A 26646-nucleotide genomic window follows, 5' to 3' on the forward strand; every position below is an offset into this window, starting at 1 on the left:
CCATTTTTCAGGTAGCCTCAACTCATTCTAATCACAGCAAAACCATCATGACAGAACAAACCCAGCAAGAATACGGCGCCGACAGCATCCAAGTCCTCGAAGGATTGGAAGCCGTGCGCAAACGCCCCGGCATGTATATCGGCGACACCCAAGACGGCTCCGGCCTGCACCACATGGTGTTCGAAGTGCTCGACAACGCCATCGACGAAGCCCTGGCCGGCCATTGCGACAACATCACCGTGGCCATCAACGCTGACGAATCCATCACCATCGAAGACAACGGCCGCGGCATCCCCACCGGCATCCACCCGAAAGAAGGCCGCTCCGCCGCCGAAGTCATCATGACCATCCTGCATGCGGGCGGCAAGTTCGACAACAACAGCTACAAAGTCTCCGGCGGCCTGCACGGCGTGGGCGTATCCGTGGTGAACGCGCTTTCTGATTGGTTAAAACTGACGATTTGGCGCGAAGGCAAAGAGCACTTCGTAGAATTCCGCCGCGGCGAAACCGTGGCCCCGCTCAAAGCCGTGGCCGATTGCCCTGCCGACAAACACGGCACGCGCGTGCAATTCCTCGCCAGCGAAGACACCTTCGGCCTCGTGCAATACAAATTTGAAACGCTGGCCAAACGCATCCGCGAATTATCGTTCTTGAACAACGGCGTGAAAATCGAGCTCTTCGACAAGCGCGACGGCAAGCACGAAAACTTCGCCGAAAGCGGCGGCGTGGCCGGCTTCGTGCGCTACACCACCGGCAGCAAAAAACCGCTGCACGACAAAATCTTCTATACCATCGGCGAAAAAGACGGCATGACCGTGGAATGCGCCATGCAGTGGAACGACAGCTATCAGGAATCCGTGCAGTGCTTCACCAACAACATCCCGCAGCGCGACGGCGGCACGCACCTCACCGCCCTGCGCGCCGCGATGACGCGCACGATTAACCAATACATCGAAGCCAACGAAATCGCCAAAAAAGCCAAGGTGGACACCAGCGGCGACGATATGCGCGAAGGCTTGGTGTGCGTGCTTTCCGTGAAGCTGCCCGACCCGAAATTCTCCTCCCAAACCAAAGATAAGCTCGTTTCCAGCGAAATCGCGCCCGTGGTGAACGAAGTGCTCAGCCAGGCGCTGCACGAATTTCTGGAAGAAAACCCGGCAGACGCCAAAATCATCTGCGGCAAAATCGTGGATGCCGCCCGCGCCCGCGAAGCCGCCCGCAAAGCCCGCGAAATCACCCGCCGCAAAGGCGTGATGGACGGCTTAGGCCTGCCCGGTAAACTGGCCGACTGCCAAGAAAAAGACCCTGCGTTATCCGAGCTTTATCTGGTGGAGGGCGATTCTGCCGGCGGCTCCGCCAAGCAGGGCCGCGACCGCAAATTCCAAGCCATCCTGCCGCTGAAAGGCAAAATCCTCAACGTGGAAAAAGCCCGCTTTGAGAAAATGCTCGCCAGCCAGGAAGTGGCCACCCTGATTACCGCGCTGGGCACCAGCATCGGCAAAGAAGAATTCAACTTGGAAAAACTGCGCTACCACCGCATCATCATCATGACCGATGCCGACGTGGACGGCGCCCACATCCGCACCCTGCTGCTCACCTTCTTCTACCGCCAAATGCCCGAACTGGTGGAACGCGGCTACATCTACATCGCCCAGCCCCCACTGTATAAAGCCAAATACGGCAAGCAGGAACGCTACCTGAAAGATGACATGGAAAAAGACGAATTCCTGCTCGGGCTCGCTGTGGACAAAGCCAAAATCGTATCCGGCAGCCGCACGCTGGAAGGCCAAGAGCTGGAGCGCGCCGCCAAGCAGTTCCTGCGCGCCCGCAGCACCATCGAGCAAGAAAGCCGCATCATCGACGGCCTCGTGCTGCGCACCCTGCTCGACACCGACCCCATCGACCTCACCAGCGCCGAAAGCACCGACGCCGCCATCGCCGCGCTCAACCCCCTGCTGCACAGCGAGCAAGTGGCGCTCGAACGCCTCGACGGCCACGAAGGCGGCCATTTCGTGAAAATCACCCGTCAGCTGCACGGCAACGTGATGGTTTCCTACCTTGATCAGAAGTTTATCGACAGCAAGGCCTACCAAACCATCAGCCGCACCGCCGAGCAGCTCAAAGGCCTGGTGCAGCCCGGCGCCCTGCTCTACAAAGGCGAAGCCGAGCCGCAGCCCGTAAACAGCTTCGAGCAGGCCATCGACATCCTGCTCGCCGGCGCGCAAAAAGGCATGACCATCCAGCGCTACAAAGGGCTGGGCGAAATGAACGCCGAGCAGCTGTGGGAAACCACCATGGATCCCGAAGTGCGCCGCCTCTTGAAAGTGCGCATCGAAGACGCCATCGCCGCCGACGAAGTATTCGTCACCCTCATGGGCGACGAAGTGGAGCCGCGCCGCGAGTTTATCGAAACCAACGCCCTGATTGCGCAGAATATCGACGCGTAACCAGCCGCACATTTTTCAGGTAGCCTTCTCTTTCCCTACCTATTCATCAACTTGACCTGAATATTTATATAACAAATCGCAAACATAGTTTTGATAGTTAAAATTTTTGGATATAGTGCAGCCCATAGCAAGACATGAGGAATTTCCTCCCAACCATCGCAAAAGGAATGCAAACCATGACCCAAAAATGCCCCGTTACCCACCTCACCATGAACAACGGCGCGCCCGTTGCCGACAACCAAAACAGCCTGACCGCCGGCCCGCGCGGCCCGTTGCTGGCGCAGGATTTGTGGCTGAATGAAAAACTCGCCGACTTCGTGCGCGAAGTCATCCCCGAACGCCGTATGCACGCCAAAGGTTCGGGCGCGTTCGGCACGTTCACCGTAACGCACGACATCACGAAATACACCCGAGCCAAAATCTTCAGCGCAGTCGGCAAGAAAACCGAGATGTTCGCCCGCTTCACCACCGTGGCAGGCGAGCGCGGCGCAGCCGATGCAGAACGCGACATCCGCGGCTTTGCGTTGAAGTTCTACACCGAAGAAGGCAACTGGGATATGGTCGGCAACAACACGCCCGTGTTCTTCCTGCGCGACCCGCGCAAATTCCCCGACCTGAACAAAGCCGTCAAACGCGACCCGCGCACCAATATGCGCTCCGCCACCAACAACTGGGACTTCTGGACGCTGCTGCCCGAAGCCCTGCACCAAGTTACCATCGTCATGAGCGACCGCGGCATCCCCGCCAGCTACCGCCATATGCACGGCTTCGGTTCGCATACGTACAGCTTCTGGAACGAAGCGGGCGAGCGTTTTTGGGTGAAATTCCACTTCCGTACCCAACAAGGCATTAAAAACCTGACCGACAAAGAAGCGGCAGACATCATCGCCAACGACCGCGAAAGCCACCAGCGCGATTTGTACGAAGCCATCGAACGCGGCGAGTTTCCGAAATGGACGATGTACGTCCAAATCATGCCCGAGGCGGACGCGGAAAAAGTGCCGTATCATCCTTTCGACCTGACCAAAGTTTGGCCGAAAAAAGACTATCCGCTGATTGAAGTGGGCGAATTCGAGCTGAACCGCAATCCCGAAAACTTCTTCGCCGATGTGGAACAATCCGTCTTCGCACCGAGCAACCTCGTTCCCGGCATAGGCGCCAGCCCCGACAAAATGCTGCAAGCCCGTTTGTTCAACTACGCCGACGCGCAACGCTACCGCTTGGGGGTGAACTTCCGCCAAATCCCGGTAAACCGCCCGCGTTGCCCCGTCCACAGCAACCAGCGCGACGGGCAAGGCCGCGCCGACGGCAACTATGGCAGCCTGCCGCACTACGAACCCAACAGCTTCGGCCAATGGCAGCAGCAGCCCAACTTCGCCGAACCGCCCCTGAAAATCAACGGCGACGCAGCGCACTGGGACTACCGCCAAGACGATGACGACTACTTCAGCCAACCGCGCGCCTTGTTTAACCTGATGAACGACGCGCAGAAACAGGCTTTGTTTAGCAACACTGCCGCCGCCATGGGCGACGCGCCAAACTTCATTAAATACCGCCACATCCGCAACTGCCACCGTTGCGACCCCGCCTACGGCGAAGGCGTGGCAAAAGCCTTGGGGCTGACCGTGGCCGACGCGGTGAAAGCCCGCGAAATCGACCCCGCGCTCGGCCAAGGCGGCTTGCTATAAAACGCCCGGCAAACCATCATCCGGCCATTATCAAAGGCTACCTGAAAATTTTCAGGTAGCCTTTTTTGCCCGCGCCCATTCCAAAGCCACCGCCCAAACGTTAAAATCCATCCGTTTTCCCATTCCCTCCCAACACAGAAAGGACAAGCCATGCTCCGCCGCCTCACCGCCCTCCTCGCCCTCAGCCTCGCCGGCCAAGCCTACGCCGCCACCTTCATCGCCGACAGCATCCCCTACGCCCCCGACGCCAAAGTGGCCGACCGCATCAGCACCGAATGCACCGATTTAGGCAAAACCTTCAGCCAAGAAATCATCAGCCAAGCCAAAGCCCAAGGCATTGAGCTGCAAGCCGCCCCCGCCGGCAGCCTCGCCGAACAGCCCGACCGCATCGACATCCAAATCACCGACATCCGCAGCTACGGCAGCGCCTTCACCGGCCACTACAAATCCATCAACCTCCAGCTCACCCGCTACCAAAACGGCCAGCCCACCGCCAGCACCAAACTCAGCCGCCGCTCCCTCGGCGGCATGGGCGGCATGTTCAAAAGCTCCTGCTCCGTGCTCGACCGCGTAACCGGCACCCTCTCCCAAGACATCGCCGCCTGGCTCAAAGCCCCCGCCGCCGCCGCCGAAACCCCGGCCGGCACCGAAGCCGCCAGCCAAGCCCAATAAGCTGTTTTCAAACAGGCTACCTGAAAAATAGCCCGCACAACAAAAGATACCGTAATCGAAAGTCAAGCACTTTTTAAAAACGCAAGCAACAGTAAGGCAGCGGCAATCTTCGGATGCCGCTTTTTCGCAACAGTTCAAAACTGCTGTTTTACGCCTGTTTGTGCCGGTTCTCGTCAAACGGCTGGCCGGATTTGATGACGGCGTAAGCGTATTTGATGATTTTGCACATCATCAAGACGTAAATTTGCTTGGGGTGTTTGCCCTGTTTCAGCTTTTGTTCAAACCAAGGCCGCCAAAGTTTGCTCCTTAGGCAGGCTGCCCGGGCGGGATAGTAAAGTGCTTTGCGCACCATCTTATCGCCCATTTTGGATATCTTGACGTATTTCACGCTTGTGCCGGAATCTTTGATAAGCGCATCCAGAATCTGCTCCATCTGCTGCAAGCGCTGCAACAAGTGCTGCTGAAGCTGGGCGCCTTCGCGGCTGCGCGCCTGATTGAAGCTCTCCAGCACTTCGTTGATCAGGCGCAGCACGCTTTCGTCCAAATCGCCCGCCTCTTCCGCCGGCGCGGCCAGCACGCCAGGGAAGGCGAGGATGTCGGCCACACCCAGGCGGTTGATGTCGGGGTGTTTGCGGCAGATTTTGTTGTTGATCTTCGCCAACTGCGACACCAGCTTTTTGTTCAGCTGCAAGCTGCGGGCGGCCGGCTGCGTGTCGTGCTGGAGCTGGATGCGGCATTCGATTTTGCCGCGTGCGGCGCGGGCGGACACGGCTTCGCGCAGCGCACCTTCGAGGTGGCGCAGGTCTTCGGGCATTTTGAATTGGATGTCGAGGTAGCGGTGGTTGACCGCGCGCAATTCGAGATAGAGGCGTTTGCTGCCGTGTTCGGCGCTGCCGTTGGCAAAGCCGGTCATGCTGTTGATCATGTTTTTTCCTTTAAATACAGTGGATAAATTTTTAGCTGCGTTGAAACTGGCGTTTTAACTTCGTTGAAGCTTGCGCTTTCAGGTAGCCTCAAGCTTGGTTTACCTGCCTTTGGCGAAACTGCCGAGCACGCCGGCGCCCACAATCACCAGCATGCCGGCGATTTCGTGCCAGCTGATGCTATCGCCGAGCCAGAAAATGCCCAGCAGGGTGGAAAACACCACGGTGAGGTAGGAGAGCGAAGCCACGGTGAGCTTGCGCCCCACCTGGTAGGCGCGGGTCATCGCCAGCTGGCCGAGCGTGCCGGCGGCGCCCAGGCCGAGCAGATAGGGCAGCGATTGGGCGCTGGGCGGCTGCCAGCCTTGAATGCAAGCCAAAGTGCCGGCCATGGCCGTGCCCACGCAGCAGAAGTAAAACACCACGCGCCAGCTCGGCTCACCCAGCTTGGAAAGTTCGCGCACCTGCAAATACGCCCAGCCGGAGCACACGCCGGAAACCAGCCCGACCAAGCCGGCGGCTCGCTGCTCGGAAGCAAAAGTGGGCTGCAGCAGGATGATGATGCCACCAAAGCCCATCAGCAGCGCGGCCAACATCAGCGGCGCGATTTTTTCTTTGAGAAATAAGAAAGAGAGCAGCGCCAAAAACAGCGAGGAGGTGTAGTTTAGCGTGATGGCGGTGGCCAGCGGCAGGCGGGTGAGCGCGTAGAACGAGAGCAGCAGCGCCACCGTGCCGGTAATGCTGCGGTTGAAGTGGGATTTCAGGTGCGGCGTGCGGAAGGCCTGCCCGCGCCACCAGATGGGCAGCCCGATGGCGGCGAGCCCAAACAGCATGCGCCAAAACACCAGCTCGTTGAAACTGAAGCCGAAACGGCTGCCGGCGGCTTTGGCAAATGCGCCCATCAGGGCAAACAGGGCGGCGGAAATCACCATCCAGCCGGAGCCCAGGCGGTCGGCAGGCGGGGAGGAGTGGCTCATGATGGCTTCAATCGGGTTGCGGAAATATTTTCAGGTAGCCTCTTGCGGCAAGCAGGCTACCTGAAAAACTATTGAAACATATTATTCGGCAGCCGTTTCGCCTTCGGCCGCGGCGGCTTCGGAGGCGGGCAAGATGCGGTAATACACTTCGCCCGGGCCCACGTAGCCCAGCTCGGTGCGGGCGATTTCGGCAATCGCGTCTTGGCCGTTGCGCAGGTTTTCCACTTCGGCCTTCAAAGCCTGATTGCGCCACACCAGGGCTTGGTTGGCCTCGCGCCGGCGCTCGGCTTGGGATTCCAGCCGCCACATATCGCGCCAGCCGCCTTTGGCCAGCCACAAATCCTGTTGCAGCCACACCAGCGCCAAGGCCAGCACCACGGTTACCCATTTCATTTTTCAGGTAGCCTTTAGCGCGCCAGGTGGTAGAAAGCGGCTTGGCCGGGGTAATAGGCGGCGCTGCCCAACTCTTCTTCGATGCGCAAAAGCTGGTTGTATTTGGCCATGCGGTCGGAGCGGGAGAGCGAGCCGGTTTTGATCTGCATGCAGTTGGTGGCCACGGCCAGGTCGGCGATGGTGCTGTCTTCGGTTTCGCCGGAGCGGTGGCTCATCACGCTGGCGTAGCGGTTGCGCTTGGCCAAATCCACGGCTTTCAGGGTTTCGCTCAAGGTGCCGATTTGGTTCACTTTCACCAGCAGGGCGTTGGCAATACCGTCTTTAATGCCTTCGGCCAGAATCTGCGGATTGGTCACAAACAAATCGTCGCCCACCAGCTGCACTTTGCCGCCCAACTTTTGGGTGAGCAGCTTCCAGCCTTCGCGGTCGTTTTCGTCCATGCCGTCTTCGATGGAGATAATCGGATAGCGGGAAACCAGGTCGGCCAAGTAATCGGCAAATTCGGCATTGGTGAGCGCTTTGCCTTCGGCGGAGAGGTGGTACTTGCCTTCGCGGTAAAACTCACTGGAGGCGCAGTCGAGCGCCAGCAGCACGTCTTTGCCGGCTTCGTAGCCCGCGGCTTTCACGGCTTCCAGAATCAAATCCAGCGCTTCGGCGTGGCTGCCCAAATTGGGGGCGAAGCCGCCTTCGTCGCCCACGGTGGTGGGGAAGCCCTTGTCGTGGCAGATTTTCTTCAAGTGGTGGAACACTTCCGCGCCGCAACGCAACGCATCGCGGAAGCTCTCCGCGCCCACCGGCATAATCATGAATTCCTGAATATCCAGGCTGTTGTTGGCATGTTCGCCGCCGTTGATCACATTCATCATCGGCACCGGCATCGCCATCGGCCCGGCGCCACCCAAATAGCGGTAGAGCGGCAGGCCGGCATCTTCGGCGGCCGCACGCGCCACGGCCATGGATACGGCCAAAGTGGCATTAGCGCCGAGGCGGCCTTTGTTGTCCGTGCCGTCGAGCTCCACCAGCACGCTGTCGATATAGCTCTGCTCGGAAGCATCAATGCCGATTATGGCTTGAGCGATTTCGTTGTTCACATTCTCCACCGCCTTGAGCACGCCTTTGCCCAAATAGCGCCCGGCATCGCCGTCGCGCAGTTCCAAGGCTTCTTTCTGACCGGTGGAAGCGCCGCTGGGCACGGCCGCGCGCCCCATCACGCTGCTTTCCAGCAACACATCGCATTCTACGGTGGGATTGCCGCGCGAATCGAGAATCTCGCGGGCGAAAACATCAATAATGGCGCTCATGCATTCTGCTCCAAAAGTTAGTTGGCTGAAGAAACGGCGGCTTACCCGCCAAAACGGCGGGATTATACCCTGAAACGGATGGCCTTAGAAACGCAACGGCAGTCGGGCATGGCCAGCCGCCGCCGGCAATGCCGCAACACGCGGCAACGCATCTGCCCGCACTTGACAAAACCCGCGTTTGGGCATTAAATACGCCCCACTTCTTTACGCCGATTTGATACAGCTTGCGGGCGTTAAAACAGCTAAAGCGTACCCCTAGCGACACGCACCATCTGTTTTAAGCCCATTGCCGATTCAATGGGCTTTTATGTTTTCAATAAATTATGATTATTCTGGATTCCGTTTGCAAAAGCTACCACCACGGCAAAAGCAACCAATTCATGGCCGTGCACCCCTTGAGCCTGAGCATCGAGCAAGGCGAGGTGTTCGGGCTGATGGGCTATTCCGGTGCGGGTAAATCCACCCTGCTGCGCCTGATTAACCTGTTGGAACGCCCCGACAGCGGCAAAGTGCTGGTGGACGGCCAAGACCTTACTGCCATGAACCCCGTCCAGCTGCGCGCCGCGCGGCAGAGCATCGGCATGGTGTTCCAGCAGTTCAACCTGCTGGCCAACCGCACCGTGGCCGGCAATGTGGCCTTCCCTCTGGAAATCGCCGGCTGGAGCAAAGACAAAATCAACGAGCGCGTGGGCGAATGCTTGCAGATTGTCGGCCTTTCCGACCGCGCGCAGCACTACCCCGCCCAGCTTTCCGGCGGGCAGAAGCAGCGGGTGGGCATTGCCCGCGCGCTGGCGCCCAATCCGAGCGTGATTCTGGCCGACGAGCCCACTTCCGCGCTCGACCCGGCCACCACCCGCAGCGTGCTCGACTGCCTGCAAGACATCAACCGCCGCTTCAACGTAACCATCGTGATCGTAACCCACGAAATGAGCGTGATCCGCCGCCTGTGTAGCCGTACCGCCCTGCTGCACCAGGGGCACCTGCTGGAAGTGGCCGACGTGCGCGATAAGCAGATTCTGGCGCACACCGACATCGGGCGCGAATTGGTACAGGAGGATTAAGCATGGGGCAGCAATACGATATTTGGGAAAACCTGATGCGCCTGCGGCCGGAGTTTTACAAATCCTTTTGGCAAACGGCGGTGATGCTCGGCATTTCCGTGCCCGTGAGCGTACTGATTGGCGGGCTGCTGGGCGTGTGGCTGTTTACCACCAACCGCAACCAGATTTTCGCCAACCGCCGCGTGAACCACTTTCTCGGTTTCACCATCGACTTCATCCGCGCCTTCCCCTTCGTTATCCTGATGATTGTGATGATGAAGCCCACCCGCATGATTATGGGCACCACCTTCGGCCCGGTGGCCGCCTCCATTTCGCTCAGCGTGGCCGCCATGTTTTACTTTGCGCGGCTGGTGGAGCAGAATTTGGCCGAAGTGCCCAAAGGCGTGGTGGAAGCCGCGCTGGCGATGGGCGCCAAGCCTTCCACGATTATCACCAAAGTGCTGCTGAACGAAGCGCGTGCCGGCTTGGTGCGCAGCATCGCCATCCTGATTATCGCCACGCTGGGCACCAGCGCTGCGGCCGGCTTAATCGGCGGCGGAGGCGTGGGCGACCTCGGCATCCGCTACGGCCACCAGCGCTATATGGCCGACGTGCTGTGGACAGTAGTTGCCCTGCTTTCGGCCTTGGTGGTCTGCATTCAATCGGTTGGCAACTATCTGGCCGCCCGTTTGGACAAACGCTAGTTTATGATTTCTTCCCAACCTGTTTATCCATTAATAAGGAGACACACAATGAAAGCTTTATGGAAACTCACCCTCGCCGCCGTGCTGGGCATGACCCTGGCCGCCTGCGGCGGACAAGACAGCGGCGCCGGCCAGGCATCGGCCGCTTCTTCCGGCAGCCAGCCCGCTGCCGAAGCCAAACGCGAAATCCGCTTCGGCACCACCCCGGGCGACTTTGCCGACATGATTAAAGACCAAATCCAGCCGATTCTGGAAAAACAGGGCTACACCGTAACCCTCACCGAATTCCCCGACTACGTTACCCCCAACCAAGCGCTGGGCGAAGGCGCCATCGACATCAACATCTTCCAGCACAAGCCCTATCTGGATTCCTTCAAAGCCGAGCACAACCTCGATCTGACCGAAGTATTCCAAGTGCCCACCGCCCCGCTGGGCATCTACCCGGGCAAACTCACCGCGCTGGACCAAGTGAAAGACGGCAGCACCGTTTCCATCCCCAATGATCCTTCCAACCTGGCCCGCGCCCTGGTGATGCTCGACAACCTGGGCTGGATCAAGCTGAAAGAAGGCGTTGACCCGCTGCGCGCCGCCCGCACCGACATCGCCGAAAACACCAAAAACATCGAATTCGTGGAAATGGAAGCCGCCAACCTGCCGCGCAGCCGCCAAGACGTGGACTTCGCCATCGTAAACGGCAACTACGCCATGTCTTCCGGCATGAAACTGGCCGAAGCCCTGTTCCAAGAGCCCAGCTTCGCCTACATCAACTGGTCTGCCGTGCGCACCGCCGATAAAGACGCGCAATGGGTGCAAGACGTAACCGCCGCCTACAACTCCCAAGAGTTTAAAGACTACGCCCACAAACGCTTCGTCGGCTACAAATACCCCGCCGTTTGGGGCGAAGGCGCCGCCGCAGCTTCAGCCGCCTCTGCCGCTTCCGCCGCCAAATAATCCGCGCGGATAAAGCAAACAGCAGCCGTTTCAGCCAGCCTGAAGCGGCTGTTTGTTTGGGGCGGACGACAAACCGGTTTTCAGGTAGCCCTGCGCATTCAGGCTACCTGAAAACGAGCGAAGCGAGTTTCTGCAAAGCTAAAACGTGAACTGCAACGCAGCAAACATACCGGCTTTCACGAAACAGCCAAACCAAGCCCCAATATTTTTCAGGTAGCCTTTCCAAGCAGAGGCTACCTGAAAAAAGCAGGCAGCCCGCAAACCGTTTAAGCGCAGTAAAGGCTACCTGAAAAACACCCCGCCCAACCCAAAACATTTGGCAGCCCTGCCAAACTCCGCTACACTGCGCCCCTTTTTTCACACCACACAAGGAAACATCATGGCACTCATGGACAACCTGATGAACGCCGCCACCCAAATGCTCGGCGGCAAAGACAGCAACGGCGCCGGCTCGCTGAGCGACATGGCGATGGACTTGGTCAAACAGCAAGGCGGTGTGGGCAACCTCATCAACCAATTACAGCAAGGCGGCCTGGGCGACGCCCTGAGCAGCTGGGTATCCAACCAAGCCGGCAACCTGCCCGTGTCCGGCAGCCAGCTGCAACAAGCCCTCGGCAGCGACACCGTAAACCAGCTCGCCCAAAAATTCGGCGTCGATGCCTCGTAGGCAAGCGACATGCTGGCCAAAATCCTGCCCGACCTGGTAGACAAAGCCACCCCCAACGGCAGCGCCCAAGATGCCGACGGCTTCGGCTTAGACGACATTGCCTCCCTGCTGCTGCGCAACTTCATGAAATAACCAAAGGCCGTTTGCCCCCGCAAACGGCCTTTTCCACCACGGCTCAACGGGCGCAGGGGCTACCTGAAACCCTCCCGCGCCCGGCGCAAATATTTTCAGGTAGCCTCCCTGCCCCGCTCCACCACCACGCCCACCTCGACCACGCCCGGCAAAATCCCCGGCTTCACCGCCTTCACCCGCACGCTCTCGCAGGCAAACTGCCTGAGCAGCAGCTGCGCCACATGCCCCGCCAGCGCCTCCAGCAGGAAAAACTGCTGCCCCGCCAGCGAAGACACCACCCGCTCCGCCACCTCGGCATAGCTGATGGTGTCCGCCACATCGTCGCTCGCTTCGGCCGCGCGCAAATCCGCTCTAATATCAATATCCAGCAGCACGGTTTGCGCTCGGCGGCGCTCCCAGTCGAAAACGCCGATCAGGGTTTGGGCTTTGAGCCCGTGCAGAAAAACAGTATCCATGTTGCGCTTGTCCTCGTGATAAAATCCGGCTCGTTTGTTTGAATGTGAAGCAATGTTATGGCTGACATCTTGTCTGTTTGGGGGCTGGCCGCCGTGGCTGCGTCTTATCTAATCGGCTCGCTCTCGTTTGCCGTGATCGTGTCGAAATGTTACGGGCTTGACGACCCGCGCAGCTACGGCTCGGGCAACCCGGGCGCCACCAATGTTTTGCGCACCGGCCGCAAGAAAGCCGCCGCGCTCACGCTCTTGGGCGACGCGCTCAAAGGCCTGCTTGCCGTGCTGCTTGCCCGCTGGCTGCAAGCGCGTTTCGGCCTGGCCGACGAAACGGTGGCGGCGGTGGCGGTGGCGGTGCTCGTGGGGCACATGTGGCCGCTGTTTTTCGGCTTCAAGGGCGGCAAGGGCGTGGCCACCGCGCTGGGCGTGCTGCTGGCGCTGTCTTGGCCGGTGGCGCTGATTTGCGCGGCGGTGTGGCTGCTGATGGCCTTCGGGCTGAAAATCTCTTCGCTGGCGGCGCTCACGGCCACGGTGCTCAGCCCGCTGGCGGCGGCGTTTCTGGTGCCGCAGCCTTCCTGGCAGGCGGCCATCGCGGTGATTGCCGCGATGGTGCTGCTGCGCCACCGCAGCAATATCCAAAACCTGCTCAGCGGCAAAGAAAGCAAAATCGGCTCGGGCAAATAGCGGCCTGCCGAGTGGCTGATTGGAGGCTACCTGAAAAATCAAATTGGTTTTTCAGGTAGCCTTTAATGTTTCGGGTAGGTCGGGCATTCATGCCCGACAATCCATATCACGCCCATGCCGACCTACCGCCGATTGCCTTCCAGAACTACTTGAAATTCAATCCAAACATTTTTCAGGTAGCCTTTTGGCATTCTTCCCAAGGCTACCTGAAATCCACACCAGCCTTTTCAGGGAGCCTGTTCCCAGCCCGCATCTTTCAGCAGCAATGCCGCCGCCTGCCGCCCGCTCTGCACCGCCGCTTCCAGCGTGGCGGGGTAGCGCGGGTGCAGGTAGTCGCCGGCGAGATAAATGCGCTGGTGGCGCAGCCAGGCGGTGGGGATGGCGGGGCGGCTCGTGCAGCTGGCGGCGGTGGCGCGTTTTTCGGTGATCACCTGCGCGGATATGGGGCGCGGCTGGTGCGGGCAGAGGCGCAGCAAATCTTGGTGCACGCGTGCCACCCATTCTTCGCTGCCGAGCCGGCCCAGGCGTTCCGACAGCGAAATCACGGCCGACACCTCGCCGCGCCCGAAGCCCAACGCGTCACGGTTGATCAGCCATTGCGCCGTGCCTTCGGCGAAGCCGGTAATCGGCGCGGGCAGCGCGGGCGGGTTGGCATAGCGCAGATACACGGTGGTGATGGCGTGGTAGGCCAATGCATCCAGCGCGGCGGCAATCTCGGGCGGCGCGGCCTCGGGCAGCAGCGCGGGCACATGGTAGGGCGCCACGGCCAGCACGGCGGCGTCGAACGCCTCGCCGTTGATCAACAGACTGCCCGAAAGCGCCTGCGCCAGCCGCGGCACGCGCGTTGCCAAGCGGATTTCCGCGCCATGCTTGTGCAAACGGCGGCACACCGGCTCGGCAAACAGCCGCCCCAAATCCTGCTTGGGCAGCAGAAAATCACTGGCTGCCCGCTCTGCCCACACGCCGTCGCGCAGCACGTTTTGCAGGCGTTGCAGCGAGGCCTGCTCCAAATCCGTGTTCATCGCGCCCCACACCAGCGGCTGCCAAAACTGCTGCTGCAAACGGTGCGACACCCGCCGCTGCCGCAGCCAGCCTGCCACGGGCACGTCTGTTTCCAGCCGCAAGCCCTGCAAAGCGCGCATTTGGCGCAGCAGCGCGGTTTTTTCGCCCCAGCCGATGCCGCGCGCGCGCAGCACGCCGGCGAGCAGGTGCAGCGGCGCAGGCAGGCGGCGGGCGGCAAATTGCAGGCCGTCGGCCATGTGCCACTGCAAGGGTAGGCGCAGAAACGCCTCTTCCTCGCGCACGCTGCAGCGCGCCAGCACATCGAGCACCTGCCGGTATGCGCCCACCAGAATGTGCTGGCCGTTATCCGCATGGGCAAAATCGCCGCTGCCGCCAAAGGTACGCGCCCGCCCGCCGCACTGCCGCCCGGCTTCAAACAGGGTGATGCGGGCATGGCCGCACAGTGCTTCCGCCGCCGCCAGCCCCGCCCAGCCGCCGCCGATCACCGCCACACGCGGCGCGGCATTCATGGCTTAAACCCCAAGAGCCAGGTTTTCAGGGCGATGCGCGCCTTGCGCGGCTTCGGAATCGCCAGCTTGTAGCGCAGCACGTTAGCGGCGCCGTCGCGCTCGATTTCGTTGAGCAGCGCGTAATAAATGGCGGCCATCACCAGCCCGGCCTTCTGGCCGCGCCGCTCGGCAGCAGGCAGCAGGGCCACGGCTTCGCGGTAGGTTTGGCGGGCGCGGGCTACCTGAAAAGCCATCAGCTCGGCAAATTCCGGGCTGCCTTTGCGTTGCAGAATATCGGCGGCGGGCACGCCGAAACGCTGCAAATCTTCCACCGGCAGGTAAATCCGCCCCAGCCCGGCATCTTCGCCCACGTCGCGGATGATGTTGGTGAGCTGCAGGGCGAGGCCCATTTTGTCGGCATAATCGAGCACGGCGGGATCTTGGAAACCGAGGATGCGGGTAATCAGCCTCCCCACCGCGCCGGCCACGCGCCGGCAGTATTGCTGCAAGGCGGCGAAATCGGCATAGCGGGCGGGGCTCAAATCCATTTCCACGCCGTCGAGCACGGCGGTCAGCTCGTTTTCAGGTAGCCCGAAGGTGGGGGCGACTTCGCGCAGGGCTTGGTTTACGGGATGCTCGGGCAGGGTGGCGCCGTGGAAGATTTTGGCCGTGTCTTGCCGCCACCAGGCCAGCGTTTGCGCGGCCACGGCGGGGTCGGAGCAGTTGTCGGTCGCGTCGTCGAGCTCTCGGCAGTAGGCATAGAGCACGGTCATGGCGCGGCGTTTTTCCGGCGGCAGGAAGCGGAAGCCGGCGAGGAAACTGGAGCCGCTGGCTTCGGCTTTTTGGCGGCAGTAGTCGAATGGGGTCATAAAATCTTCATCAACATGCTAATCAAACTTGGAGGCTACCTGAAAAACAGGCAGTTTGTTTTAATGATGGCTGCGGGCTTTCATTGCACGGCAGCCGATATTTTCAGGTAGCCTCAAATGCGGGAAAAGGCTACCTGAAAAATCGGCAAACCGGTTTTCAGGTAGCCCCTCCCCCGTTTGCATGGCAAGGCCTATTCCCTGCTGGAGCCCACGCGGATGCCGTGCTCCATCTGGCCGGCTGGGGCGCTGCCTTTGCCGCCTTTCTGGTTTTCGGAGAGGCGTTGCAGGTAGCCTTCGTCGATGTCGCCGGTGGCATAGCAGCCGTTGAAGCAGGAGCTGTCGAAGCCTTCGATGGCGGGGTTGAGCGCACGCACCACGTTTTCCAAATCGGCCAAATCTTGAAACACCACGCCGTCGGCGGAAATTTCGGCGGCGATTTGCTCGGCGTCGCGGCCGTTGGCAATCAGCTCGCTGCGGGTGGGCATGTCGATGCCGTACACGTTGGGGTAGCGTACTTCGGGCGCGGCGGAGGCGAAATACACTTTGCGGGCGCCGGCGGCGCGCACCATTTCCACAATTTCGCGGCTGGTGGTGCCGCGCACGATGGAATCGTCCACCAGCAGCACGGATTTGCCGGCAAATTCGCTGTCGATGGGGTTGAGCTTCTGGCGCACGGATTTTTTGCGCGTGGCCTGGCCGGGCATGATGAAGGTACGGCCGATGTAGCGGTTTTTAATCAGGCCTTCGCGGTAGGGTTTGCCCAGGTGCATGGCCAGCTGAAGTGCGCTGGGGCGGCTGGTGTCGGGGATGGGCATCACCACGTCGATTTCGTCGGCATTCAGGCTGCGTTTCACTTTTTCGGCCAGAGTGACGCCCATATCGAGCCGCGCCTGATACACGGATACGCCGTTCATCACCGAATCCGGCCGCGCGAAATACACGTATTCAAACAGGCAGGGCAACAGGCGCGGCGCCTCGGCGCATTGGCTGCTGTGAAACTCGCCGTTGAAGCCGATAAACACGGCCTCGCCCGGCGCGATATCGCGCACCAATTCATAGCCCAGGCTGGGGAACACGATGGATTCGGAAGACACCATATAGGCGGTGCGCCCTTCGCCGTCGGTGTGTTTGCCCAACACCAGCGGGCGGATGCCGTGCGGGTCGCGGAAGGCGAGCATGCCGTAGCCGGCAATCAGTGCCACCACGCCGTAGGCGCCACGCACTTGGCGGTTGAGCGCGGAAACGGCGTGGAAAATATCGCCCACTTCCAGCTCGGTGCGGCCGCCCATGATGTGCTGCAACTCGCTGGCCAGCACGTTGAGCAGCACTTCCGAATCGGAGCCGGTGTTGATGTGGCGCAGGTGGCGGCGGTGCAGGGCGGCATAGAGCTCCTCGGTGTTGGTGAGGTTGCCGTTGTGCGCCAAAACGATGCCGAAGGGCGAGTTCACATAGAAAGGCTGCGCCTCGGCGCTGCTGCCGGCATTGCCCGCCGTGGGATAGCGCACATGGGCGATGCCCGCGTTGCCCACTAGGTTGCGCATATCGCGCGTGCGGAACACATCACGCACCATGCCGATGTCTTTGTGCATATGAAACATATTGCCCTCGGCCGTTACGATGCCCGCCGCATCTTGCCCGCGGTGCTGCAACACCTGCAAGCCGTCATACAGCAACTGATTTACCGGCTCATACGCCACCATGCCCAACACGCCACACATAAATTCACTCCCCCGGCTCTTGCCGGTAATCAACATGATCCGCCATAAACGGCGGCAGATAGGGCACGGCCAGCTTGGCCAGCCCCTCGAAAACGAAAGCGGTTTGCGAATGCCGCCATTCCTCGCTGGCGGGCAAATCGGTAAACGCGCAGGCCAGCACCACCAGCGTGACCGCCAGCACGCCCTTCACTGCGCCAAATAGCCCGCCCAGCAGGCGGTTTACCCCGCCCAAGCCCACCGCGCCCGCAGAAGAAGTGAGCACGGTTTGCAGCAGGCGGAACAATAACCTCGCCAGCAAAAACACGCCGATAAACGCCACCACCACAGCCAACGCCGGCGGGCGCAGGCTACCTGAAAGCCAATCGCCCACCGGCGGGGAAAGCAGCTTGGCCGCCAACAGCGAGCCCAGCCACGAAACCAGACCCACCAATTCGGCCACCACGCCGCGGAACAGCGAAATCAGCGTGAAGGCCGCAATCACAAACAGGGCGGCATAATCGAATAAAGTCATCAGCGCTCCAGCAGCATGCCGTCCAAACCCTGCGCCTTAATCTTGCCCAGCGCCTGATTGGCGGCCTGCCGGTTGGGATAAGAGCCGGTGCGCACACGGTAGAGCGCGTTGCTGCCTTTATTGGGCGGCGCGGCCACATAGGCGCTCACGCCCGCATCCGCCAGCCGTTTCTGCACCGAGCGCGCCTGCTCCTCGCTGGTATAGGCGCCCACTTGGATCACCATACGCTTGTCCGGCTGGGCGGCTTGGCCCTCGGCCGCTTTGCCGCCGGAAGAAACCTGGTTGGCGGCACGGTTGTTCAAAATATCTTCCGGAGAAAGGCGGTTGTTGCGCCGCTCGGGCTTGCGCTCTTCATTGCGGCGCGAACGTTCGGCGGGCTTGCTTTCCGGCTGGCGCGCGCGCGGCTGCTGGGCAGCGGGCTGCTGCGGTTTCTCGGCTTCGGCACGGCGGGGATGCTCTGCGGCTGGCTTGGCCGGTTGCGCGGCTGGCGGCACAGCAGGCTTAGCCTGCGGCACGGGCGGCTCGGGGCGGTTGTTTTCCGCTGCCGCTCGGCGTTCCGGCGCAGGTTTGCTTTCCGCACGCGGCTCGGGTGCCGGGCGGCGCGCTTGGGCGGGCGGGTTGGCGGCGCTGCCTGAATTGGCCAGTGGATTGGGCAGCACGGCGGTTTGCGTATCTACCGGTTTGGCAGGCTGCACGGGCGGCGGAGCGGGCTGTGCAGCCGGCGGCACCGGCTCGGCCACCACCACTTCCTGCGGCGCAGACACCGGCTGCGGCGGCATTTCCACCGAAGTATCCGCGCCATCGGGCACTTCCGCCACCGGCTCGGGCAGCGGCTGCACGTCCACCACGGCGGAAGCTGCGGTTTCGCCGCCGCTCACGGTTACTTCGCCGGGTGCGGCGTTATTCTTATCGCTGCCCAGCACTTTGGCCAGCAGCAGCGCCACCACGGCGGTGAGCAGCAGCGCGCCCACCAGGCGGCGGCGGTTTTTGCGCTTGATCTGCTCGTATTCTTCCAGATGGCGCCAATTGGGGTTGGATTGCGGGGGCATAACTGATTATTCCTGTTGCGACGGCTTTCCCTAGCCAGCCGATTTTTTCCCCAGCCAGGCAGCGAGCCTCAGCAGTACAGGCAGCACGGCAAGGCGGGCTCACGCCGCAGGGGGAAAGAAGTGGCTTGGCTACATGATTTCGGCCACCGTGTGAAACGAACCAAATACGACAATTCTATCATTTTCGCCTGCCTCCGATAAGGCGGCGCGGTAGGCCTCGGCCACGCTGCCAAACAGGCGCACATTGCCGATGCCGGCGGCTTGCAGGTGCGCTTGCAAGGCTTCTGCCGAGAGGCCGCGCGGCAGCGGCAGCGGCGCCACCAGCCATTCGTCGAACTGGTCTTGCAGCAGCTCGAGCACGGCGCCGATGTCTTTATCCGCCAGCATGCTGAACACGGCCAGCCGCTTTTGCGCGAAAGGCAGCGCGATGAGGCTGCGGCGCAGGGCGCGGGCGGCGTGCGGATTGTGCCCCACATCCAAGATGGTGAGTGGGCGGCCGGGCAGCACTTGGAAGCGCCCGGGGTGCTGCACATCCAGCAGGCCGCGCTTGATGGCGCCGATATCTACCGGCAGGCGCGCGTTCAGGCATTCGAGCACGGCCAGCGCGCAGGCGGCATTGCCGAGCTGATAAGCGCCGCGCAGGGCGGGAAAGGGCAGCGCGTTGCGCTTGCGGCTACCTGAAAACTGCGGGCTGTGCTCGGGATGGAAGTGAAACGACCATTGCTGCTGCTCCAGTTTGCTGAAGCCGAAATCGCGCCCGGCCAGGAGCAAATCGGCGCCGATGGCTTCGGCGTGGCGGCGCAGCGATTCGGGCGGCGGGTTTTGCCCGCAGATGGCGGGTTTGCCGGGGCGGAACACGCCGGCTTTCTCAAAGGCGATGGCTTCCACCGTGTCGCCCAAGAAGGCTTGGTGATCCAAATCGACGGAAGTGACCATGGCCACGTCGGCATCGAAAATGTTTACCGCGTCGAGCCGCCCGCCGAGGCCGACTTCCAAAATCATCACGTCTACTTCGGCGCGGTGGAAAATATCCACGGCGGCCAAGGCGTTAAATTCGAAATAGGTGAGCGCGGTGTTGCCGCGGGCGGCTTCGATGCGCTCGAACGCGGCCACGATGGCTTCGTCGGAGGCAGGCCGGCCGTTTACGCAGATGCGCTCGTTGTAGCGCAGGATGTGCGGGCTGGTGAGCATGCCAGTGGAGAAGCCGGCGGCGCGGTAGATGCTTTCCAAAAAAGCGCACACCGAGCCTTTGCCGTTGGTGCCGGCCACCACAACCACGGGGCATTGCGGCTGCAGGCCCATGCGTTCTTGCACGGCGCGGATGCGCTCCAAGCCCATGTCGATGCTGCCGTGGCTGTGGGCGGTGCCGCCGGTGTAGGCGGTTTCGAGGTGGGCGAGCCATTGGGGGAGTGTTTTCATTTGTTCGGCCTTGTTTGCGGGGAGGCTACCTGAAACTGGTGTCTTGCGGCGCAAGGCAGCGTTTCTGCGTGGCTAAAAAACGGCGGGGCTGATGTTTCCACTGTGCCAAGAGATTGTATTCAGGCGGCCTGCTTCAACTGATTCAGGCTACCTGAAAACGGTTAAACCTTTTTCAGGTAGCCTGCGGCGGCATTATACCGCAGCCCGGTTTATAGCGGATTAGCTTAACTTCCGCTACGGCGTTGGCTCTCCTTGCTGTATTGCTCGTACTGTCTGCAGCTCGCCGCCTGGTATCGGAAGCATGTTAATCCGCTATTGGCTTGTGGCACTCGGCAAAGCGGCGGCAATCAGCCCACTCATGGCGGCATCGATTTGCGCGGCCACGTTTTCCGCCGCGCCCAAATTGCGCCCGGCCACCAGCGGCAGCACACGCCGGTAGCACACCTGCACGCACCCATTTTGCTCGCACACCAGCACTTTCAGCGGTAGCTCGGCAGCCAGCAGCAAATCGGCCTGCATCAGCGGCGTGCCCTTGGCCGGGTGGCCGACAATCAGCAGGCAGGCGGGCGCGAGCGGCAGGCCGTGTTCGTCGGCCAAACTGGAATGAGGGATTTCGGCAAACAGGGTGAGCCCTTGGGCGGCAAAAGCCTGTTTCAAAGCGGAAAGCGTTTTGACAAAGTCTAAACGGCTGGGCAGGATGAGGTAGTTGGGATTGCTCATGAAATTGGCCTTATATATGATTGCGCCGATATGCAGTATGGTTTTGCAGATTAATACTGCTGATTTTAATGCAGCGGAATTATAGTGGATTACCTTTAAACCAGGACTGCATTGCCTCGCCTTGCCGTACTACCTGTACTGTCTGCGGCTTCGTCGCCTTGTCCTGATTTAAAGTTACTCCACTATAGAAATAAAAATCGCCGCTTTATCCGTTTTACCGAGAGATTCGGCTTCAACACGGCAATACGCTTTTCCGCCCGACCACATTCAATCACGGAGTGTTTATGAAACCCTATATCAAATCTTTTTTCCTGATTCTTGTGCTGTTTCCGCCGCTGCTGGCGGCATCCGCATTGATGATTTCGGAAGGTTTTTCAGGCAATTCGGCGGTGAGTTTCACATCAGCCGATTTCCAATGGTATTTCAATTTGTTTATCTGGCTATGGTTTTTCAGTCTGCCTGCGGCGCCGGTGTATGCCGGGCTGGCGGCGGCGCTGAAGCTGCGTCGCGGCTGGCGCGCGGCGGCAATATCGGCGGCGTTGGGCTCGGGGCTGGCGGCTGTTTCGATTGCGGCGGGCGAACTGACGATGGGCGACGGCTTTGTGGAATGGGACGTGGTGGCGAGCGCGGCAATATGCACGGGGATGGCCGCTGCGGTGATATCGGCATGCCTGCCCAAACACGCAACCGTGGCGGATTAAATGCGGGCATACAGCCCCGTTTTTTCAGGTAGCCTGTCTCTTTAAGGCGGCCTTTATCCAATCATGGTGTTTGTGTCAATCCTGCATATCCGCCTGCTTGGTTTGCTTCCTCCGCGCCTGCCCCCACCGCGCCCACACGCGCAGGCGGCGCAGGCCTTCGGCATCGGCGGAATCCGGCCACACGGCCTGGTGGAGCCGCCGCCCGCTATCGGTGTGCCAATGCAGGATTTGCAGCCACGGCAGCACCACGCCGCCGCGCAGGGTGGCGGCCACGGCAATCTGCTGCGGTTGCAAAAACAGCACCGCCCCGCCGCCGCTGTCCACCGCCAATCGGGTAATCCGCAGCGGCCGGCGCAGGGCGTGCCAGGCGGCGAAGGCGGTGAGCGCAAGGCCGAGCCAGCGCGGCCAGCCGGCGAAATACAGCAGCCAGATGGCGGCCAGCCACAGCCACGCCGCCGCGTGCACGATGCGCCGCAGCCGCGAGGGCTTGAAGGCTACCTGAAAAGGCTGCACGGCATCACATCATATTGTCCACAACGGGGCTGACGCGGATGTCGTCGTCGTCCAAATCCAGCACCATGTCGTGAAATTCGAGGTCGAAGAAGCGGGCAAACAGCTCGGGCGTGAGCTCCGGCCACTGCTCCTGTGGCACTTCCCAGGAGGCGATTTCGCCGCTGAGGATGTTGCGCCAATGCTCGCCAAAGAGGCCGGCGCTCTCTTCGGGCGTGTCGGTTTGCTCAATCAGATACACGCTGCAATTGCTGCGGATTTGGGAAAGGGTGAGGTCGGGCAGGTCGTCGCCGGTGCTTTTGAGCCAGGTGAGGAAGGCTTCAGTGGGCTTCACCACCACGGCGCTGCGGTCTACGAAATACATGGGGGTTCCTTGGGTGTGAATTGGGATGGTTTCAGCCAGCCTTTGGGCGGAAGTGCCGCAGGCTACCTGAAAAATTTGCGCTGCGGAATAAGCAAGCGGCTTGGCCAATCGGATTTTCAGGTAGCCTGTTTGCCAGCGCAGGCTACCTGAAAATTGCGGCGATAGCGGATTAACCTAACTTTCGATACGGCGTTGGCTCGCCTTGTATCGAAAGTGTGTGAATCCGCTATAGTTTACAGCGGATAATCGTAATCCACCACCAGCGGGGCATGGTCGGAAAATTTTTCCTGCTTATACACGTGGGCGGCTTGGGCGCGCCCGGCCAGGGCGGGGGTGGCCATTTGGTAGTCGATGCGCCAGCCCACGTCTTTGGCGTAGGCCTGGCCGCGCTGGCTCCACCAGGTGTAGCCGGGCGCTTCGGGATAGAGCGTGCGCCAGATGTCCACCCAGCCGAGCTCGGCAATCACTTTGCTGATCCACTCGCGCTCTTCGGGCAGGAAGCCGGAGTTTTTCAAATTGCCTTTCCAGTTTTTCAAGTCGATGTTTTGGTGGGCGATGTTCCAGTCGCCGCAGATGACGATATCGCGGCCTTGGGCTTGCAGATCGCGCAGCATGGGGTAGAAGGCATCGAGAAAGCGGAATTTCACTTGTTGGCGTTCGTCTGAGCTGCTGCCGGAGGGCAGGTAGAGCGAAATCACGGATAAGTTGCCGAAATCGGCCTGCACAAAGCGGCCTTCGGCATCGAATTCGGCAATGCCCATGCCGGTTTGCACGCGGTCGGGCTCTCGTTTGCTGTAGAGCGCCACGCCGGAATAGCCGCGTTTTTCGGCGCAGTGCCAGACGCCGCGCATGCCGTGCGGGGCTTGCATGCTGTTGTCCAAATCGGCTTCTTGGGCTTTGAGCTCCTGCACGCACACGATGTCGGCGCCGCTCTGGGCGAGGTAGTCGTGAAAACCTTTTTTATAGGCGGATCGGATGCCGTTTACGTTGGCGGAAATAATGCGCATGATGGTTCCAAATGATGGGTGGATGAGGGGGAAAAGGCTACCTGAAAAACGGTTTTCAGGTAGCCTGCTTGGCCAAGGTTTGCCGCCACACCAGATAATCACGCAGGGGCGGCATGGGCGGGTTGATGCAGTGCGGGCAGATGCCGGTTACGTCTTCATCGTCAAACTCTTGGTGGAAAGCGTCGGGATCGAAGCGGGATTGCTGCAACACGGCCTGCGCCAGCGCCTGCTGCTGCACCACGTCGAATTCGTAGCCGAGCAAAATTTCGGCCAGCAGGCCGGTCTCGGCGCGGCTGAACCGGGCGCTATTGGATTGAATCAGGCGGATGTAATCGGCATTGCGGATTTTTTGTTGCAGTAAAACGGAGATATCCATGAAGGAGAAGACTACCTGAAAAAGGTAGGGAAATTCGGTTGAAGATTTGGTTGGAAATATGGGATTTTATTCAATGCAGCAATTCGCAGTTTTTATCGATATTGTTTCCGCCGGGGAAGACGGTTTTATTATCGCAACGGCTGCTGCTGCTTTCGCAAAGGCGCACAGTTTGGTCTTGGTTAATCAGCAATACGCGAGGTTCTTTGTTCACATCGAAAGCCACGGCTTTAATCGTATATTTATCGCCCAGCACGCCGCGCGCATTGCCTTGGAATTTGATGCAGAAATGGGCGGTTTGGGTAACCGGGATAGCCGGCCAAGAGGTGGAATTGGCTTTGAAAGTGCGGTTTCGCGTATAAAAGCGTTCCATTGCCCGGCTGTTTTCCAACAAAGCAGCATTCGCTTCTTCCAAACGCGATTTGCGCATAAAAGATTGGTAGGAAGGATAGGCAATCACCGCCAAAACCGCCACAATCGAAATGATCACCAGCAGCTCGATTAAGGTGAACCCGCGCTGTGTGCGAACAGATAAGCCGCTCATCTTGCTGCTCCTTATAAATAATGAAGCGGCAGTATAAACGGCTTTGGGGAGAAAGGGAATAGCTTGTTATCAGTATTGCTCGCAGTTGCTCGTGTTGCCGTCGCTATCAATATTGCACCGGTTTAAAATACCGATGCTGTTGTAATAGATCCCTTTGGTTTCACGAGAATTTCTAGCATTTGGCCTGGCGATGATTTCGTAGCTATCCGCTTTTGGCGAACCCGGGGCAAACGTGATATCAAAAAAATCTGTGCTCACCGGTGCTGAAGCCTGATTACCTGCGGTAGTATCATTCAGCGTTCTGGCTTTAGAATACAAACGCTCCATACTCCGAGCCTTATCCATGATGCGCGCTTTTGCTTCCTCCATGCGCGCTTTTCGGATGAAAGAGTCATAGCTGGGGAAGGCAAGCGTTGCCAAAATACCAATAATGACCACAATCATCATCAGCTCCATCAGAGTAAAGCCCTGCACTTTTGATTTATTCATTATTTTCCCTTCAACGTCTTTACACCCCAGCAAGCACCAATACTTTTATTTTTATGGTGTAACCCACTATTTTTCAAACTGCAATTAAACAGGCTACCTGAAAGCAGGAGCTTTACGAAACCCAAACCGCCCGTAAGCATCTTTCCCTACTTTTCAGGTAGCCGCTCCCTTTAAATCCTAATCCGGCTGGCTTCTCGCCCGGTAAATCTCTTCCTTCATCTGGCGTATTGCAGCCGGCAAACCCAAAAACAGCGCCTGTGCAATCAGCGCATGGCCGATATTCAACTCGCGAATCGGCAGAATACGCGCCACCGGTGCCACATTGTGAATCGTTAAGCCGTGACCGGCGTTTACCACCAAGCCCAGTTCCGAAGCGAAGTATGCCGCTTCTTCCAACCGCAGCAACTCACTTTGCCGCACCGTATGCGAAACCGCATCGGCATAGGCACCGGTGTGCAGCTCAATGGCTTGCGCACCAACATCACGTGCCGCGCGGATTTGCTGCTCGTCGGCATCAATAAACAACGACACGCGGATACCAGCTGCATTCAGCTTCTGCGTAAACTCTGCCACCTTCTGCTGCTGCGCCAACACATCCAAGCCGCCTTCGGTGGTCACTTCCTGCCGTTTTTCCGGCACGATGCACACATCTTCCGGCTGCACCTGCAAGGCGTTTTCCAACATTTCTTCGGTAAGCGCCATTTCCAAATTCATCCGCGTACGGATGGCTTGTTTGATGGCAAATACATCTACATCTTTGATGTGACGGCGGTCTTCACGCAAGTGCAGAGTAATCAAATCGGCACCGTGGGTTTCCGCCACCAACGCCGCTTCCAGCGGGCTGGGGTAAATCGTGCCGCGTGCATTGCGCACCGTGGCAACGTGGTCGATATTTACGCCTAAAAGCATATTCCGTCCTTTCCTGAATACCTAGTCGGCATCATAAATGACACACGCTTAAATTATATAAGCAACATGCGTGCCATCCATCATTACTTCTTACAAAACATTGCCGACACTATACAATTCAATCAAATCGCTCTCAATTACACCAACTACTTGGAGTCACTTACAAATCCCAAGGCTACCTGAAAGCCTGTATCTGCTGCAACACCTGGCGCGATTTAATCCCCTCCGGCAGGCGGGAATCCAGCAGCAGGCGGGTAATCTGCCGCGCCTGCTGCAAGGCGGCGGCATCGGCAAATTCACCGCTATCCAGCTGCATCAGCACTTCGCCGCACGCCGCCACGCCGCTCTGGATTTCGTGCGCAGGCAAGGCGCGGCGCTGTTCCAGCGGCAGCACGGCGTGTTCGGGGCGCAGCCAGTATTGCCGTGCGGCCTCCACCGGCCTGCCATCGCTGTCGTGCCGCAAATCGGGCGCATAGCCGGACAGCGTGAGCAGCGCCCATTCGAAGCGGCGCAACGCGGCGGCATGGTTCGGCTCGCTGCACAAGGCGCGCATAACTTGGCGCAAAGCCTCATACAGCGCGGGCTGCGGGTCTTCGCGCGCGGTGAGCTTCTGCACCAGCTCGTTCACATACAGCCCGCTGAGCAGCGCCTTGCCCTGCGGCTGCGGCCAGCCACCCAGCCATTCGGCGCGGTGCAGCGTTTTCAGCTCTTCCCGCCCATACCAGGCTACCTGCACCGGCACAAACGGCACCAGCACGCCGCGCAGCTCGCTCTGCCGCTTGCGCGCGCTGCGCGCCACCACCGTCACCCGCCCGTAGTCGCGGCTGTAGAGCTCCGCCAGCAGGCTGGTTTCGCGCCACGGCGTGGCCGACAGCAGGAAGGCCGGCTGGGAATCGATGCGGTTGAGCTGTTTCATGTGGGGTATCA

29 protein-coding genes and 1 pseudogene are annotated in these 26646 nt (G+C 60.0%); 9 read left to right on the forward strand and 21 right to left on the reverse strand.

The genetic code is table 11. From position 1 onward, the window contains the following. The first annotated feature begins 47 nt into the window (after positions 1-47). The 3 genes from gyrB (at position 48) to A7P95_RS11795 (ending at position 4807) form a co-directional block, all read left to right on the forward strand. The gene (gene gyrB, locus A7P95_RS10120) at positions 48-2447 is read left to right on the forward strand and encodes a DNA topoisomerase (ATP-hydrolyzing) subunit B (protein WP_067594889.1); all 2400 of its coding nucleotides are present in this window, start codon (positions 48-50) and stop codon (positions 2445-2447) included. A gap of 176 nt (positions 2448-2623) precedes the next feature. Further along, complete coding sequence (gene katA, locus A7P95_RS10125; RefSeq protein ID WP_067595251.1) at positions 2624-4135, forward strand: catalase KatA; 1512 nt, start codon at positions 2624-2626, stop codon at positions 4133-4135. A gap of 150 nt (positions 4136-4285) precedes the next feature. Continuing rightward, complete coding sequence (locus A7P95_RS11795; protein WP_067594892.1) at positions 4286-4807, forward strand: hypothetical protein; 522 nt, start codon at positions 4286-4288, stop codon at positions 4805-4807. A 148-nt stretch (positions 4808-4955) separates the two neighbouring features. Here A7P95_RS11795 and A7P95_RS10135 read toward each other — a convergent pair whose 3' ends face one another. The 4 genes from A7P95_RS10135 to eno all read right to left on the reverse strand — a co-directional run bounded on the left by A7P95_RS10135 (position 4956) and on the right by eno (position 8398). Beyond that, entirely contained in the window at positions 4956-5732 is a 777-nt protein-coding gene (locus A7P95_RS10135; RefSeq protein WP_067594895.1) for a YicC/YloC family endoribonuclease, read from the reverse strand. Positions 5733-5831: 99 nt separating this feature from the next. Beyond that, on the reverse strand, positions 5832-6704 hold the full coding sequence (locus tag A7P95_RS10140; RefSeq protein ID WP_067594898.1) for a DMT family transporter: 873 nt from the start codon (positions 6702-6704) through the stop codon (positions 5832-5834). 81 nt (positions 6705-6785) lie between these two features. Next, a complete protein-coding gene (ftsB, locus tag A7P95_RS10145) occupies positions 6786-7097 on the reverse strand; it encodes a cell division protein FtsB (protein ID WP_067594901.1) in 312 nt (103 codons plus the stop codon). Between the two features lie 14 nt (positions 7098-7111). Then, complete coding sequence (gene eno / locus A7P95_RS10150) at positions 7112-8398, reverse strand: phosphopyruvate hydratase (protein ID WP_067594905.1); 1287 nt, start codon at positions 8396-8398, stop codon at positions 7112-7114. A gap of 323 nt (positions 8399-8721) precedes the next feature. Here eno and A7P95_RS10155 point away from each other — a divergent pair, with 323 nt between their 5' ends. The 4 genes and pseudogenes from A7P95_RS10155 (at position 8722) to A7P95_RS10170 (ending at position 11892) form a co-directional block, all read left to right on the forward strand. Next, positions 8722-9459, forward strand: coding sequence for a methionine ABC transporter ATP-binding protein (locus A7P95_RS10155; protein ID WP_067594908.1), 738 nt, complete (start codon positions 8722-8724; stop codon positions 9457-9459). Positions 9460-9461: 2 nt separating this feature from the next. Beyond that, the gene (locus A7P95_RS10160; protein ID WP_067594911.1) at positions 9462-10142 is read left to right on the forward strand and encodes a methionine ABC transporter permease; all 681 of its coding nucleotides are present in this window, start codon (positions 9462-9464) and stop codon (positions 10140-10142) included. 48 nt (positions 10143-10190) lie between these two features. After that, the gene (locus A7P95_RS10165) at positions 10191-11093 is read left to right on the forward strand and encodes a MetQ/NlpA family ABC transporter substrate-binding protein (protein WP_067594914.1); all 903 of its coding nucleotides are present in this window, start codon (positions 10191-10193) and stop codon (positions 11091-11093) included. A gap of 379 nt (positions 11094-11472) precedes the next feature. Beyond that, positions 11473-11892: pseudogene (locus A7P95_RS10170) on the forward strand (YidB family protein). A gap of 95 nt (positions 11893-11987) precedes the next feature. On the opposite strand, the gene A7P95_RS10175 reads toward A7P95_RS10170, so the two are convergent. After that, complete coding sequence (locus A7P95_RS10175) at positions 11988-12347, reverse strand: dihydroneopterin aldolase (RefSeq protein ID WP_067594917.1); 360 nt, start codon at positions 12345-12347, stop codon at positions 11988-11990. Positions 12348-12404: 57 nt separating this feature from the next. Here A7P95_RS10175 and plsY point away from each other — a divergent pair, with 57 nt between their 5' ends. Beyond that, positions 12405-13025 carry a glycerol-3-phosphate 1-O-acyltransferase PlsY gene (plsY, locus tag A7P95_RS10180; RefSeq protein ID WP_067594920.1) on the forward strand — a complete coding sequence of 207 codons (621 nt, stop codon included), beginning with the start codon at positions 12405-12407 and terminating at the stop codon, positions 13023-13025. A gap of 227 nt (positions 13026-13252) precedes the next feature. On the opposite strand, the gene hpnE is transcribed toward plsY, so the two are convergent. The 8 genes from hpnE to A7P95_RS10215 form a co-directional block, all read right to left on the reverse strand. Further along, positions 13253-14557, reverse strand: coding sequence for a hydroxysqualene dehydroxylase HpnE (gene hpnE, locus A7P95_RS10185; RefSeq protein WP_067594923.1), 1305 nt, complete (start codon positions 14555-14557; stop codon positions 13253-13255). Beyond that, on the reverse strand, positions 14554-15405 hold the full coding sequence (gene hpnD / locus A7P95_RS10190) for a presqualene diphosphate synthase HpnD (RefSeq protein WP_067594926.1): 852 nt from the start codon (positions 15403-15405) through the stop codon (positions 14554-14556). Before hpnD ends, hpnE begins: the two co-directional genes overlap by 4 nt. A gap of 60 nt (positions 15406-15465) precedes the next feature. Then, complete coding sequence (locus tag A7P95_RS12370; protein WP_255593118.1) at positions 15466-15588, reverse strand: hypothetical protein; 123 nt, start codon at positions 15586-15588, stop codon at positions 15466-15468. Positions 15589-15596: 8 nt separating this feature from the next. Next, on the reverse strand, positions 15597-17123 hold the full coding sequence (gene purF / locus A7P95_RS10195) for an amidophosphoribosyltransferase (RefSeq protein WP_067594929.1): 1527 nt from the start codon (positions 17121-17123) through the stop codon (positions 15597-15599). A gap of 4 nt (positions 17124-17127) precedes the next feature. Continuing rightward, positions 17128-17634 (reverse strand): CvpA family protein, encoded by a 507-nt coding sequence (locus tag A7P95_RS10200; RefSeq protein ID WP_067594931.1) that lies wholly within the window; start codon positions 17632-17634, stop codon positions 17128-17130. Next, positions 17634-18683: an SPOR domain-containing protein gene (locus A7P95_RS10205; protein WP_067594934.1), complete on the reverse strand. Its 1050-nt coding sequence runs from the start codon at positions 18681-18683 to the stop codon at positions 17634-17636. The genes A7P95_RS10200 and A7P95_RS10205 overlap by 1 nt, the downstream gene beginning before the upstream one ends. A 129-nt stretch (positions 18684-18812) precedes the next feature. Beyond that, on the reverse strand, positions 18813-20102 hold the full coding sequence (folC, locus tag A7P95_RS10210) for a bifunctional tetrahydrofolate synthase/dihydrofolate synthase (protein WP_067594938.1): 1290 nt from the start codon (positions 20100-20102) through the stop codon (positions 18813-18815). Positions 20103-20414: 312 nt separating this feature from the next. Further along, complete coding sequence (locus tag A7P95_RS10215; protein WP_067594941.1) at positions 20415-20822, reverse strand: DUF302 domain-containing protein; 408 nt, start codon at positions 20820-20822, stop codon at positions 20415-20417. Between the two features lie 284 nt (positions 20823-21106). Here A7P95_RS10215 and A7P95_RS11800 point away from each other — a divergent pair, with 284 nt between their 5' ends. Beyond that, a complete protein-coding gene (locus tag A7P95_RS11800; protein WP_156503586.1) occupies positions 21107-21523 on the forward strand; it encodes a hypothetical protein in 417 nt (138 codons plus the stop codon). A 75-nt stretch (positions 21524-21598) separates the two neighbouring features. On the opposite strand, the gene A7P95_RS10225 is transcribed toward A7P95_RS11800, so the two are convergent. The 8 genes from A7P95_RS10225 to recO form a co-directional block, all read right to left on the reverse strand. Further along, entirely contained in the window at positions 21599-22036 is a 438-nt protein-coding gene (locus A7P95_RS10225; protein WP_067594945.1) for a protein YgfX, read from the reverse strand. A 4-nt stretch (positions 22037-22040) separates the two neighbouring features. Further along, positions 22041-22397 carry a hypothetical protein gene (locus A7P95_RS10230; protein ID WP_067594948.1) on the reverse strand — a complete coding sequence of 119 codons (357 nt, stop codon included), beginning with the start codon at positions 22395-22397 and terminating at the stop codon, positions 22041-22043. Positions 22398-22630: 233 nt separating this feature from the next. After that, entirely contained in the window at positions 22631-23407 is a 777-nt protein-coding gene (locus A7P95_RS10235) for an exodeoxyribonuclease III (RefSeq protein WP_067595254.1), read from the reverse strand. A gap of 52 nt (positions 23408-23459) precedes the next feature. Next, on the reverse strand, positions 23460-23780 hold the full coding sequence (locus A7P95_RS10240; RefSeq protein WP_067594950.1) for a hypothetical protein: 321 nt from the start codon (positions 23778-23780) through the stop codon (positions 23460-23462). A gap of 70 nt (positions 23781-23850) precedes the next feature. Then, positions 23851-24321, reverse strand: a complete 471-nt coding sequence (locus A7P95_RS10245) for a type IV pilin protein (RefSeq protein ID WP_067594953.1) — start codon at positions 24319-24321, stop codon at positions 23851-23853. Between the two features lie 69 nt (positions 24322-24390). Beyond that, a complete protein-coding gene (locus tag A7P95_RS10250) occupies positions 24391-24810 on the reverse strand; it encodes a type IV pilin protein (RefSeq protein ID WP_225748368.1) in 420 nt (139 codons plus the stop codon). 177 nt (positions 24811-24987) lie between these two features. Continuing rightward, the gene (gene pdxJ, locus A7P95_RS10255; protein ID WP_067594955.1) at positions 24988-25719 is read right to left on the reverse strand and encodes a pyridoxine 5'-phosphate synthase; all 732 of its coding nucleotides are present in this window, start codon (positions 25717-25719) and stop codon (positions 24988-24990) included. A gap of 175 nt (positions 25720-25894) precedes the next feature. After that, positions 25895-26635, reverse strand: coding sequence for a DNA repair protein RecO (recO, locus tag A7P95_RS10260; RefSeq protein ID WP_067594962.1), 741 nt, complete (start codon positions 26633-26635; stop codon positions 25895-25897). Positions 26636-26646 lie beyond the last annotated feature (11 nt).

Origin of the sequence: Eikenella longinqua (assembly GCF_001648355.1) — a bacterium.
GTDB classification, from domain to species: domain Bacteria; phylum Pseudomonadota; class Gammaproteobacteria; order Burkholderiales; family Neisseriaceae; genus Eikenella; species Eikenella longinqua.